The sequence below is a fragment of the Burkholderia ubonensis genome (assembly GCF_902833085.1).
In the GTDB taxonomy this organism is placed as follows: Bacteria; Pseudomonadota; Gammaproteobacteria; order Burkholderiales; family Burkholderiaceae; genus Burkholderia; species Burkholderia ubonensis.
On record NZ_CADFEB010000004.1, the window covers coordinates 521,534 to 533,187 of the forward strand.

Sequence of the window (11,654 nt, forward strand, 5' to 3'; positions counted from 1 at the left end):
CGATGCTGATAACGGTGTGAAGATAACTTCGTTTGCCGGTGCGAAGCCGGGTGATAGCGTCTCGGTACGCGCTTCGATCGATGCGCAACCCGATTCCCACCCGCTTATCCCATTCGCAGGGCCGCGTCGCGGCCCGGAGGCAAGCCCTATGTATTCACCCCTGGCGCTGGTGCGCGATGTGTCTTCCGTGGAGTCCGGCGACGCCGCCGATGTCCGGACGCAGGCGTCGCTCGACGCGCTCGAGCAGGTCGTCGGCGTCAATCTGGCGCGGCTGCGCGCCGAGCGGCAGCTGTCGCTCGATGCGCTCGCGCGGCTGTCCGGTGTGTCGCGCGCGATGCTCGCGCAGATCGAATCGGCACGCAGCGTGCCGTCGATCAAGGTGCTGTGCAAGATCGCGGCGGCGCTGAAGGTGTCGGTCGCGGCGTTCCTGCGCCGCCATGCGGTGAACGGCTTCGAGCATCTCGCGGCCGACCGCGCGTCGCGCGTCGTCAGCTCGAACGGGCGCTTCTCGGCGCGCGCGCTGCATCCGGAAGGGGAACCTGCCGCGGCCGAGTTCCACGAGCTGCGGATCGCGCCGCTGCATACCGAGGCGGGCGTGCGCCGCGCGCCGGGCACGACGATCAACCTGGTGGTCAGCGAAGGCACGCTGGAGGTGAGCGTGCACGACCGCCGCCAGCTGCTCGCGACCGGCGACGCGATCGTGTTCGACGCCGACCAGCCGCACAGCCTGCGCAATCCGGGCGACAGCGAGGCGCGCGCGTTTCGCGTGACGGTGAGCCCGGAGGTGCCGCCGCGCTGGCTCGTGCCGGATGCTGCGCGTGCGGCCGGCGCACATTAGACGGGGTCGTCAGTAAGGTTTTAGGTGCCGTTCGCTGCGCCGCGTGTGCAGCTGTTGTATGCTTTGCCCGCCGGTTCGTCCGGCAATCAGTGCGTCTTCAGGGCGGGGTGGAATTCCCCACCGGCGGTAGGCTGGCGTCAAGCCGGCGAGCCCGCGAGCGCCCGCGCGTGATGCGCGGGGTCAGCAGATCTGGTCGAATGCCAGAGCCGACGGTCACAGTCCGGATGAGAGAAGATGTGCAGATGGTCATGTCCGTCAGGGCCGCTTCGCCGTGCGCGCGACGCGGGTTGTCGTTCTGTCTGTTTGCAAATGCCCTGAAACGTTTTTCGCCCACATCGTATTGCGAGGAGCGTTTCACATGTCCTTTACTTCCGCTGTTTCGTCCCGTTCGCCGGCGCCTGCCGACGCCTTCGCCGATCTCCCGCTGCTCGATTCCGAACCGGTGCCGCCGCGCATCGCCGCCGCGCTCGACGCATTGCGCGCGGGCCGCGCGGTCGTGCTGCAGGACGATCACGACCGCGAGAACGAAGCCGACCTGATCGTCGCGGCCGAGCGGATCACGCCCGAAACGATGGCGCTGCTGATCCGCGAATGCAGCGGGATCGTCTGCCTGTGCCTGACCGACGACAAGGTGCGCGCGCTCGCGCTGCCGCCGATGGTGCAGACCAACGAGAGCCGCAACGGCACCGCGTTCACGGTGTCGATCGAGGCGCGCGAAGGCGTGCATACCGGCGTGTCGGCGGCCGACCGCGTGACGACGATCCGCGCGGCGATCGCCGACGACGCGACGCCGCACGACATCGTGCGCCCGGGCCACGTGTTTCCGTTGCGCGCGCAACCGGGCGGCGTGCTCGCGCGCCGCGGCCACACCGAGGGCACGGTCGACCTGGCGATCCTCGCGGGGCTGAAGCCGGCCGGCGTGCTGTGCGAGCTGATGAACCCGGACGGCACGATGACGCGCGGCGACGACGTCGCGCGTTTCGCGCAGCAGCACGGCCTGCCGATGCTGACGATCGCGGAGCTGGTGGAATTCCGCGAGGCGCTTGCGGCAGCGCGCGAGGGGTGCGCGCTCGACGCGTAGCGATCAAGTCCGCTCGGCGATATCCTCGCCGGGCTTACGACTGCACGTCGCCGAACTCGCCGCGCATGCCGGCGGCGACGAGCGACGGCAGCTCGTCCATCTTCCGCATGATTCGCGTGATGCCCATCGCGCGCAGCGCATCCGCGTAGTTGTCGGGGATGTGGCTCGCGCCGACGAACGCAATCGTCTTCATTCCGGCCGCGCGTGCGGCGTTCAGGCCCGACACGCTGTCCTCGACGACGATGCAGCGCCCGGGCGCGACGCCGAGCGTGTGCGCCGCGTGCAGGTAGACGTCGGGGTAGGGCTTCGGCCGCGCGACCTGCTCGGCGCTGAACACGCGCTCGCCGAAGATCTCGGTGAGCGCGGCGCGCTTGAGCGAGCTGCGCACGCGCACGAGGCGGCTGTTCGACACGACCGCCGCGGGCAGGCTCACCTTCAGCAGCGCGTCGCGTACGCCGGTGATCGGCGCGAGCGATTGCGCGAGACCGGCCTCGATGTTGTGCTCGATCGTCTCGATGAAGTTGTCGGGCATCGTGATGCCGTAGCGCGTCTCGAGCCCGGTGAGAAAGCGCGACGTCTGCTGGCCGAACGCGGTCTTCGCGGCGGCCTCGAAATCGATGTGCGGGAACGTGGCGGACAGCGTGTCGAGCAGCACGCGGTCGGCGATGACTTCGCTGTCGACGAGCACGCCGTCGCAGTCGCAGATGAGGTGATCGAGCATGATGGTGAAGAAGCGGGGGCGTCGGCGACGCCTGTCAGCCGCCATGATACGTGCTTTGCCGGGCGACAGCGCGCCGGTTCCGGCCGATCGGCGGCCCGTGCCGACGCCGGTGTCCGGTCGCGGCAGGCGCCACAGTGAAACAGCCCGCGGCGTTGCGGCGCGCGGGCTGCGTTGCTTCGGCGATGCGGGCCGCCGGTCAGTGCGGCACGTGCAGCGTCAGGTACAGCCCGGCCGCGAGCGAGCCGCCGATCAGCGGGCCGACCACCGGAATCCACGCGTAGCGCCAGTCGCTGTCGCGCTTGCCGGGGATCGGCAGCAGCGCGTGCATGAGGCGCGGCGCGAGGTCGCGCGCGGGGCTCATCGCATAGCCGGTCGGACCGCCGAGCGAGATGCCGATGCCGAGCACGAGCAGGCCGACGGGCAGCGCGTCGAGCGCGCCGAGGCCGACCTGCGGCGACGCGAGATACAGCACGCCGAGGATCAGCACGAACGTGCAGATCGCTTCGGTCAGCACGTTGTGGCGGACGCTGCGGATCGCGGGCGCGGTGCAGAACACCGCGAGCTTCAGGTCGGGATCGGCTTCCTTCGCGAAGTGCTGGCGATACGCGAGCCATACGACCAGCGCGCCCGCCATCCCGCCGAGCATCTGCGCGACGATGTAGCCGCCGACCTTCGACCACGCGAACTTGTGCGCGAGCGCGAGGCTGATCGTCACGATCGGGTTCAGGTGCGCGCCGCTGAACGACGCGGTCACGTAGACGGCGACGAATACCGCCATCGCCCAGCCCCACACGATCACGATGAGGTCCGCGCCCTTGCCCTTGGTGTTGGCGAGCAGCACGTTCGCGACCGCGCCGTTGCCGAGCAGCACGAGAATGGCCGTGCCGATGAATTCTGCGAAATAGGGTGACATGTTGTCTCTCGTATGTCGCGGCGGACTCGCGCGCTGCGCGGTCCGCCGGTCATTGTTGTATGCGTTATGGATGACGAATGGTTACTGCGAGTCGTCGGCCCACGCCTTCGCGGCGCGCACCGCGCGCTGCCAGCCGGCCATGCACCGTTCGACCTGCTCCTTCGGCATCGACGGCGAGAAGCGGCGGTCGAGCTGCCACTGGCTGCGCAGTTCGTCGAGGTTCTTCCAGTAGCCGATCGCGAGACCCGCGAGGTAGGCCGCGCCGAGCGCGGTCGTCTCGGTGATCTGCGGACGCACCGCGTCGACGCCGAGCAGGTCCGCCTGGAACTGCATCAGCAGGTTGTTCGCGCTCGCGCCGCCGTCGACGCGCAGTTCGCCGACGCTGATGCCCGAATCAGCCTCCATCGCCGCGAGCACGTCGAGCGACTGGTATGCGATCGCATCGAGCGCCGCGCGCGCCAGGTGCGCGGACGTCGTGCCGCGCGTGACGCCGAACAGCGAGCCGCGCGCGTGGGCGTTCCAGTGCGGCGCGCCGAGGCCGGCGAACGCGGGTACGAGGTAGACGCCGTCGGTGTGCGGCACGCTCTCGGCGAGCGCCTCGATCTCGGCCGCGCTCTTGATGATGCCCATGCCGTCGCGCAGCCACTGCACGACCGCGCCCGCGATGAAGATGCTGCCTTCGAGCGCGTACTGCACGTCGTCGCCGATCTGCCACGCGATCGTCGTGACGAGGTTGTTCTTCGACTCGATCGGCTTGTCGCCGGTATTCATCATCAGGAAGCAGCCGGTGCCGTAGGTGTTCTTCACCATGCCCGACGCCGTGCACATCTGGCCGAACAGGGCCGCCTGCTGGTCGCCCGCGATGCCGGCGAGCGGGATCTTCGACGCGAACACGGTGGTCTTCGTGTGGCCGTAGATCTCGGACGACGCCTTCACTTCCGGCAGCATGCTGCGCGGGATGTCGAACAGCTCGAGCAGCTCGTCGTCCCACTGGCGCGCATGGATGTTGAACAGCAGCGTGCGCGACGCGTTCGTCACGTCGGTCACGTGCAGCTCGTGCTTCGTGAAGTTCCACACGAGCCAGCTGTCGACGGTGCCGAACGCGAGCTTGCCCTGCTGCGCACGGTCGCGCGCGCCGGGCACGTTGTCGAGGATCCAGCGGATCTTGGTCGCGGAGAAGTACGCGTCGATCGGCAGGCCGGTCTTCGCGCGCACCTTGGCTTCGAGGCCCTGCGCCTTCAGCGTGTCGCAGAAGTCGGCGGTGCGGCGGTCCTGCCAGACGATCGCGTTGTAGACCGGCTGGCCCGTCTCGCGATCCCAGACGATCGTCGTCTCGCGCTGGTTCGTGATGCCGATCGCGGCGATCGACGTGCCGTTCAGGCCGGTGCGGGTCACGGCCTCGGCCGCGACGCCCGCCTGCGTCGACCAGATTTCCTGCGGGTCGTGCTCGACCCAGCCGGGTTGCGGGTAGATCTGTTCGAACTCTTTCTGCGCGGTCGACACGATGTTGCCCTGGCGATCGAACAGCATCGCGCGGGAGCTCGTCGTGCCCTGGTCGAGCGCGAGGATGTACTGTTCCTGCATGTCTCTCATCTCCATCCGTAGTTGGCTTAGTTGTGATTCGCGCCGCACGAGGCGGCGCGATTTGGGTGAGGCGAAAACGGTCAGGCGTGTTGCGCGTGCGTGGCGGCGAACCACGCGTCGAGCGCGGCCGTCACCGCGTCGAGCGTGCCCGGCGCGACGTGCAGGCCGAGCTTCGAGCGGCGCCACAGTACGTCCTGTGCGCGCGTCGCCCATTCGACGTCGCGCAGGTAGCGCAGTTCGGCTTCGTGGATGCCCGGCGCGATTGCCGCGCCGAGCCCGGCGAGCGACTTCGCATTGCCGACCACGCGTTCCGCGCGCGTGCCGTACGCGCGCGCATAGCGGCGCGCGAGCTCGGCGGGCAGCCACGGATGACGCGCCGCGAATTGCGCGGCGAACGCGTCGAACTTCGCGTTGGCGATGTCGCCGCCCGGCAGCGGCGCGCCGGCGGTCCACGGCGCGGCGTCACGGCCGAGCGCGCGGCACAGCAGGTCGCCGGCTTCTTCGGCGAGCTTGCGGAACGTCGTGATCTTGCCGCCGAACACCGACAGCAGCGGCGCGCCCGCGCCGTCGTCCATCTCGAGCCGGTAGTCGCGCGTGACGGCCGACGCGTTGGCCGCGTTCTCGTCCTCGAGCAGCGGGCGCACGCCCGAATACGTCCAGTGCACGTCGGCCGGCGAGATCTTGCGCTTGAAGTAGCGGTTGATCGAGTCGCACAGGTATTGCGTCTCGTTGCCGTCGATCGCGACCTTGGCCGGATCGTTCGTATATTCGACGTCGGTCGTGCCGATCAGCGTAAAGTCGCGCTCGTACGGAATCGCGAAGATGATCCGCTTGTCCGGATTCTGGAAGATGTATGCGTGATCGTGATCGAACAGGCGGCGCGTGATGATGTGGCTGCCCTTCACGAGCCGCACGCTGTGCTGCGCGCCGCGGCCGAGCGCGCCGTGCAGCACGTCGCCGACCCACGGGCCGGCCGCGTTCGCGATCGCGCGGGCGCGCACGACGCTGATCGAGCCGTCCGCGAGCTGGAGCCGCGCTTCCCATTCGTCGCCCACCCGCTCGGCGGACACGAGCTTGGTGCGCGTGAGGATCTCGGCGCCGCGCTCCTTCGCGTCGAGCGCGTTCAGCACGACGAGGCGCGCGTCGTCGACCCAGCCGTCGGAGTACACGAAGCCGCGCTTGATCGAATCGATCAGCGGCGCGCCGGCCGCGTGGCGGCGCATGTCGATGCCGCGCGAGCCGGGCAGCAGCTCGCGCTTCGCGAGGTGATCGTAGAGGAACAGGCCGATGCGGATCAGCCAGGCCGGACGCAGGTTCGGCATGTGCGGCATCACGAAGCGCAGCGGCCACATGATGTGCGGCGCCGCGCGCAGCAGCGTCTCGCGTTCCTGCAGCGCCTTGCGCACGAGCCCGAATTCCTTGTACTCGAGATAGCGCAGGCCGCCGTGGATCAGCTTCGTGCTGGCCGACGACGTGTGCGATGCGAGATCGTCCTGCTCGCAGAGCATGACCGACAGGCCTCGGCCGGCCGCATCGCGCGCGATGCCCGCGCCGTTGATGCCGCCGCCGACGACGAGCAGATCGTAGCGATTCGGTTGGGTCACTGCTGTCCTTATCGTCTGATGGAAATTGACGAACAAGAAATGTTCGAATTCGAAATTTAACGAACGAATTCGAAAAAGTAAAGTTCGAAAAAGAGGGGCGGGTGGCGCGCCGGGCGATCCCGGACGATACTGGTGGAATCGACCGTTTCATGAGGTGAATCATGCGTATTGGGATGTGGGCCGGCGTATGCGCGGTCCTTCTGGCGGGGTGCGCGGGCACGCCGCCGCTGGAAGGCAACTGGCGGGCGCCGTCGTTCGTGGCGTTGCAGACGGCGTGCGGCGGCACGGCGCGCGACTGGGGCGCGGATGCGCAGCCGGTCTACTCGGCGATCTACGATGCGTATGTCGCGAAGCGGTATCGCGGGCTGTCGGAAGCGAACTACTGCACGTTCGTAAACGAACTTTCGGCGCGCTATGCGGCGCCGGACGCGTCGGCGCGGGCCGGCTGGGTCGCGTATTTCAACGACGCGCGCGCGAAGGCGGTCAGCTGGCGCGCGGCGGTCGATCCGACGCTGCGCGGCGGCTGAGCGTCGCCGCCCGGCTTGGGCGAGAAGGGGAGAGGGGGCGGCCGGAAGCCGGCCGCGGTCAGGTCAGGAAAAACGGCATTTGATGGATCGCAGCGCCGCGTCGCCCGTTTCGGTCACGCAGTATTTGCGTCCCGAACCGAGCCCTTCGAGCCGGACGAGCTGCTGCTCGAGCAGCGCGTCGAGTTCATCGCGATCCATGTTGGCCTGATCGGGAGCATCCTTCACAAGCAGTAGCGTGGCGAATTCATGCGGACTCAGCATCGTTCTCTCCATGGCATCCGGACTGCCCGCGCACACGACTCGGCGGCCGGTGCGCGATACCCAGCGGGGGTATGGCTTGGGGGGAAAAGCTGCTTTCGCCGGCCCAACGGATCGCCTGCGCCTTGGCACAGGCGGGACGGACGAACAGGCCGGGGAACTGGAGTCTAGTCGAGCGCGCGGACAACGCCAAATCGCGCCCCATTAATTTTCCAATTGACAGAAGGATGCGCGGCAAGCGGTCTTGCTGTGCCGCCAACTTCTTGATTTCACTTGAAGTTCTGGGTGCGGCGCAGCATCGCGACGGTCATTCGGCGACGTACACCTGGGTGCCGGCGGCCGCGACCGTCTCCGCCATGTCCGGCGGCAGCGGCTTGTCGGTGAAGAGCGCATGCACCTGGCTCAGGTGCCCCTGGCGCACGAGCGCCGGGCGGCCGATCTTCGAATGGTCGGCCACGAGGTAGACGGTGCGTGCATGCTGCATGATCGCCTCGGCGACCCGCACCTCGCGGGTGTCGAAGTCGCGCAGCGTACCGTCGGTCTCGATCGCCGACGTGCCGATGATCGCGTAGTCGACCTTGAACTGGCGGATGAAGTCGATCGCCAGCTCGCCGACGATCCCCTTGTCCCACGGCCGCACGATGCCGCCCGTGATCAGCACCTCGCAGTCCGGATAGCCGCTCATCATCGACGCGACGTTCAGGTTGTTGGTGATCACGTGCAGGCCGTGATGGCGGTTCAGCGCGCGCGCGACCTCCTCGGTCGTCGTGCCGAGGTTGATGAACAGCGACGCCTGGTCGGGGATGTGCGACGCGGCGAGCGCCGCGATGCGCCGCTTCTCGTCGTGGAACATCCGCTGGCGCGCGGTGTACGACACGTTCTCCGAGCTCGTCGGCAGGCTCGCGCCGCCGTGGTAGCGGCGCAGCAGGTTCAGGTCGGCGAGCCAGTTGACGTCGCGGCGGATCGTCTGCGGCGTCACCGCGAAGTGCGCGGCGAGATCGTCGACGGTCACGAAGCCGTCGCGCTGCACCCATTCGAGCAATTCCTGCTGGCGCGCGTTGAGGGTGAGGCGAGGGTCTCGGGTCATGGCTCGATGCCGAAGGCGTGAACACGGAGCAGGTATTGTAAGGGTGTTCGGCCGCCGCGCCGGGCGCTTGGCCGGCGCGCTGCCGATAATTCATGCACGAAATGCATGGATTCATGTGACAAATGAATTTGCGCGACCGTGCCGATCGCGCTGCAATGGCGGATTGTCCGCGTTCGCGCGCTCATTCAGTTTCCGACGAGGTGGAATCGATGACCGGCTTCAACTGGCACAACCCGTATCCGACGACGCGCATCCCGGTGTTCGCGCGCAACGTCGTGTCGACGTCGCATCCGCTGGCCGCGCAGGCCGGCCTGCGGATGCTGTGGAAGGGCGGCAACGCGGTCGACGCGGCGCTCGCTGCCGCGGCCGCGATCACGGTGGTCGAGCCGGTGTCGTGCGGGCTGGGCGGCGATGCGTTCGCGCTCGTGTGGGACGGCCGGCGGTTGCACGGGCTGAATGCGTCGGGCGTCGCGCCGGCCGCATGGAACGTCGACTATTTCCGCCGGCGTCACGGCGAGGACGCGCGGGGCCACGCGTGCAAGCCGACGCGCGGCTGGGACACGGTCACCGTGCCGGGCGTCGTCGCGGGCTGGGAGGCGCTGCATGCGAAGTTCGGTTCGCTGCCGTTCGCGGACCTGCTCGAGCCGGCGATCGAGATCGCCGAGCGCGGCTACGCGGTGCCGCCCGTCGTCGCGCACAAGTGGGCCGCCGCGGTGCCCGAGCTGAAAGGGCTGCCGGGCTTCGCGGAGACCTTCATGCCGCGCGGCCGCGCGCCGGAAGTGGGCGAGCGCGTATGCCTGCCCGGCCATGCGCAAACGCTGCGCACGCTCGCGAAGGACGGCGCGCGCGCGTTCTACGAGGGCGCGCTCGCCGAGCGGATCGCCGCGTTCGCGCACGACGGCGGCGGCGCGCTGACCGAAGCTGACCTGCGCGCATACCGGCCGGAATGGGTCGAGCCGATCGGCAAGCGCTTTCGCGGCTACACGATTCACGAGATCCCGCCGAACGGGCAGGGCATCGCCGCGTTGATCGCGCTCGGCATCGCCGAGCACGCGGGCCTAGCCGACTGGCCGGTCGATTCGCCGGAATCGCAGCACCTGCAGATCGAGGCGATGAAGCTCGCGTTCGCGGACGTCTACCGCTACGTCGCCGACCCGCGCGCGATGGAGGTCACGCCCGCGCAGATGCTCGACGACGCGTACCTCGCCGAACGGGCGAAGCGGATCGACCCGGCGCGCGCGACGCACTTCGGCCACGGCCGGCCGCCGTCGGGCGGCACGATCTATCTGTCGGCGGCCGACGAGCGCGGGATGATGGTGAGCTTCATTCAGTCCAACTACATGGGCTTCGGCTCGGGCCTCGTCGTGCCGGGTACGGGGATTGCGCTGCAGAACCGCGGGTACGGCTTCTCGATGGACCCTGCGTCGCCGAACGTCGTCGCGGGCGGCAAGCGGCCGTTCCACACGATCATTCCGGCGTTCGTGACCGAACAGGTCGACGGCCGCACCGACGCGGTGATGAGCTTCGGCGTGATGGGCGGCGACATGCAGCCGCAGGGCCATCTGCAGACCATCGTGCGGATGCTCGGCTACGGCCAGCAGCCGCAGGCGGCGTGCGACGCGCCGCGCTGGAAGGTCAACCGCGACTTCACGCTCGACGTCGAGTCGAGCATGGATCGCGCGACGGTCGGCGCGCTCGCGGCGCGCGGCCACACGATCAAGTCGGTCGACGATCCCTACATGGATTTCGGCTCGGGCCAGTTCGTGTGGCGGCTCGACCGGGACGATCCCGAGCGCGGCTACGTCGCCGCGAGCGACAGCCGGCGCGACGGGCTCGCCGCCGGTTTCTGACGGTTCGCTTCCACACGCCTGCATGCATCCTCGACGGGCGGCCGCAAGGCCGCCCGTTTCGTCTGTGCGCCGCGCGTTCGAAGACCTCCTCTGACGAACCGCAACGGTCGGCGCGGAACTGCGCGTGGCCGGCATGGTCAGTGCTCTGAAGCACGATCATCAAAGTACGGCTAAGATGCAAGAATGGTCGGCCGGACCCATTTCTTCTAATAACTTCAAGCAATACGCCGCATCCGGGATGGCTGTCGCCCGCGCCGCGAGCGCGGGCGATTGCCGGATGGGGCGACTGGGAGCGCAACACCATGCAGACTGAAACGACGCATGTCATGCCGTGGCGAATCGAGGACATCGACCTTACGCGGATCGATCGTCAGCGCGCCGCGGCGAACGAGGATTTGCTGCTGCTGCTGTGCGCGGCGTCGTTCATCGAGAGCGGTTCGGATCTCTACACCAGCAACCTGAGTGAATTCTTCAACGACGATCCGGAAGTGTCGGCGTGGCTCAACAATGCATGGGAGCACGAAGAATTGCAACACGGCCGCGCGCTGAAGGCCTATATCGCGCACGTCTGGCCGGAGTTCGACTGGGATACCGCGTTCGCGAATTTCTTCGACGAATACTCGAAGACCTGCTCGATCGAAGCGTTCGAGAAGACCCGCGCGCTCGAGATGGTCGCGCGCTGCGTCGTCGAGACGGGCACGGCCACGCTCTATCGCGCGATCAACGAATGCTCGGACGAGCCCGTGCTGAAGGAAATCACCGACAACATCCGCACGGACGAAGTGCGGCACTACAAGCACTTCTTCAAATATTTCAAGAAGTACAACCAGCTCGAAGGCAACGGCCGGCTCGCGGTGCTCGGCGCGCTGATGCGCCGCGTGCTGGAAATCAAGAACGAGGATTCGGAGATCGCGCTGCGCCACGTGTTCGCGATCCGCTATCCGGACCGCATCGGCGACGGCGAATACAGCCGCGCGCGGGTCGCGCGCATCAATGCGCTCGTGCGCCGCAACCTGTCGGCGGACATGTGCGTGAAGATGCTGCTCAAGCCGCTCGAGCTGCCCGCGAAGATTCAGCCGGGCGTCCACTATCCGCTCACGAAGCTCACGCAGCACGTGTTCTTCCGCTGATCGCCGCCCGCCGGGCGGCCTGCCGCGGGTATGCTGCGGCATCCTTCACGTTCGACGAGGC

The 11,654-nt window shown here is 68.1% G+C and carries 11 protein-coding genes and 1 riboswitch; of the genes, 5 read left to right on the top strand and 6 right to left on the bottom strand.

Annotated elements, in window-relative coordinates; translation table 11 throughout:
• The first annotated feature begins 148 nt into the window (after window positions 1-148).
• Complete coding sequence (locus tag HWX31_RS13650) at window positions 149-838, top strand: helix-turn-helix domain-containing protein (protein WP_174965611.1); 690 nt, start codon at window positions 149-151, stop codon at window positions 836-838.
• An 89-nt stretch (window positions 839-927) separates the two neighbouring features.
• A riboswitch (FMN riboswitch) is annotated at window positions 928-1,078 on the top strand.
• 118 nt (window positions 1,079-1,196) lie between these two features.
• Window positions 1,197-1,919 carry a 3,4-dihydroxy-2-butanone-4-phosphate synthase gene (ribB, locus tag HWX31_RS13655; protein ID WP_174965610.1) on the top strand — a complete coding sequence of 241 codons (723 nt, stop codon included), beginning with the start codon at window positions 1,197-1,199 and terminating at the stop codon, window positions 1,917-1,919.
• Window positions 1,920-1,953: 34 nt separating this feature from the next.
• Here the strand turns inward: ribB and HWX31_RS13660 are convergent, their stop codons facing one another.
• The 4 genes from HWX31_RS13660 to glpD all read right to left on the bottom strand — a co-directional run bounded on the left by HWX31_RS13660 (window position 1,954) and on the right by glpD (window position 6,741).
• Window positions 1,954-2,640 carry an HAD family hydrolase gene (locus HWX31_RS13660; protein ID WP_059615462.1) on the bottom strand — a complete coding sequence of 229 codons (687 nt, stop codon included), beginning with the start codon at window positions 2,638-2,640 and terminating at the stop codon, window positions 1,954-1,956.
• A gap of 196 nt (window positions 2,641-2,836) precedes the next feature.
• Window positions 2,837-3,553, bottom strand: a complete 717-nt coding sequence (locus HWX31_RS13665; RefSeq protein WP_174965609.1) for an MIP/aquaporin family protein — start codon at window positions 3,551-3,553, stop codon at window positions 2,837-2,839.
• 81 nt (window positions 3,554-3,634) lie between these two features.
• On the bottom strand, window positions 3,635-5,137 hold the full coding sequence (glpK, locus tag HWX31_RS13670) for a glycerol kinase GlpK (protein ID WP_174965608.1): 1,503 nt from the start codon (window positions 5,135-5,137) through the stop codon (window positions 3,635-3,637).
• An 80-nt stretch (window positions 5,138-5,217) separates the two neighbouring features.
• The gene (gene glpD / locus HWX31_RS13675; RefSeq protein WP_174965607.1) at window positions 5,218-6,741 is read right to left on the bottom strand and encodes a glycerol-3-phosphate dehydrogenase; all 1,524 of its coding nucleotides are present in this window, start codon (window positions 6,739-6,741) and stop codon (window positions 5,218-5,220) included.
• Between the two features lie 161 nt (window positions 6,742-6,902).
• Between glpD and HWX31_RS13680 the strand changes: the two genes are divergently transcribed.
• Entirely contained in the window at window positions 6,903-7,268 is a 366-nt protein-coding gene (locus HWX31_RS13680) for a hypothetical protein (RefSeq protein WP_059636521.1), read from the top strand.
• A 63-nt stretch (window positions 7,269-7,331) separates the two neighbouring features.
• On the opposite strand, the gene HWX31_RS13685 is transcribed toward HWX31_RS13680, so the two are convergent.
• Both HWX31_RS13685 and HWX31_RS13690 read right to left on the bottom strand, forming a co-directional pair.
• Entirely contained in the window at window positions 7,332-7,529 is a 198-nt protein-coding gene (locus tag HWX31_RS13685) for a phage tail assembly chaperone (protein WP_059612197.1), read from the bottom strand.
• A 304-nt stretch (window positions 7,530-7,833) separates the two neighbouring features.
• A complete protein-coding gene (locus HWX31_RS13690) occupies window positions 7,834-8,613 on the bottom strand; it encodes a DeoR/GlpR family DNA-binding transcription regulator (protein ID WP_010090759.1) in 780 nt (259 codons plus the stop codon).
• A 209-nt stretch (window positions 8,614-8,822) separates the two neighbouring features.
• On the opposite strand from HWX31_RS13690, the gene HWX31_RS13695 reads away from it, so the two are divergent.
• Together HWX31_RS13695 and HWX31_RS13700 are read left to right on the top strand one after the other, a co-directional pair.
• Complete coding sequence (locus HWX31_RS13695) at window positions 8,823-10,463, top strand: gamma-glutamyltransferase family protein (RefSeq protein ID WP_174965606.1); 1,641 nt, start codon at window positions 8,823-8,825, stop codon at window positions 10,461-10,463.
• Between the two features lie 302 nt (window positions 10,464-10,765).
• Window positions 10,766-11,593, top strand: coding sequence for a ferritin-like domain-containing protein (locus HWX31_RS13700; protein WP_042586245.1), 828 nt, complete (start codon window positions 10,766-10,768; stop codon window positions 11,591-11,593).
• Window positions 11,594-11,654: the final 61 nt, after the last annotated feature.

Excerpts from the sequence above, each read along its gene's own strand:
- HWX31_RS13650 (WP_174965611.1), top strand. The coding sequence starts at position 149 with ATGTATTCACCCCTGGCGCTGGTGCGCGATGTGTCTTCCGTGGAGTCC.
- ribB (WP_174965610.1), top strand. The coding sequence starts at position 1,197 with ATGTCCTTTACTTCCGCTGTTTCGTCCCGTTCGCCGGCGCCTGCCGAC.
- HWX31_RS13660 (WP_059615462.1), bottom strand. The coding sequence starts at position 2,640 with ATGCTCGATCACCTCATCTGCGACTGCGACGGCGTGCTCGTCGACAGC.
- HWX31_RS13665 (WP_174965609.1), bottom strand. The coding sequence starts at position 3,553 with ATGTCACCCTATTTCGCAGAATTCATCGGCACGGCCATTCTCGTGCTG.
- glpK (WP_174965608.1), bottom strand. The coding sequence starts at position 5,137 with ATGCAGGAACAGTACATCCTCGCGCTCGACCAGGGCACGACGAGCTCC.
- HWX31_RS13680 (WP_059636521.1), top strand. The coding sequence starts at position 6,903 with ATGCGTATTGGGATGTGGGCCGGCGTATGCGCGGTCCTTCTGGCGGGG.
- HWX31_RS13685 (WP_059612197.1), bottom strand. The coding sequence starts at position 7,529 with ATGCTGAGTCCGCATGAATTCGCCACGCTACTGCTTGTGAAGGATGCT.
- HWX31_RS13690 (WP_010090759.1), bottom strand. The coding sequence starts at position 8,613 with ATGACCCGAGACCCTCGCCTCACCCTCAACGCGCGCCAGCAGGAATTG.
- HWX31_RS13695 (WP_174965606.1), top strand. The coding sequence starts at position 8,823 with ATGACCGGCTTCAACTGGCACAACCCGTATCCGACGACGCGCATCCCG.
- HWX31_RS13700 (WP_042586245.1), top strand. The coding sequence starts at position 10,766 with ATGCAGACTGAAACGACGCATGTCATGCCGTGGCGAATCGAGGACATC.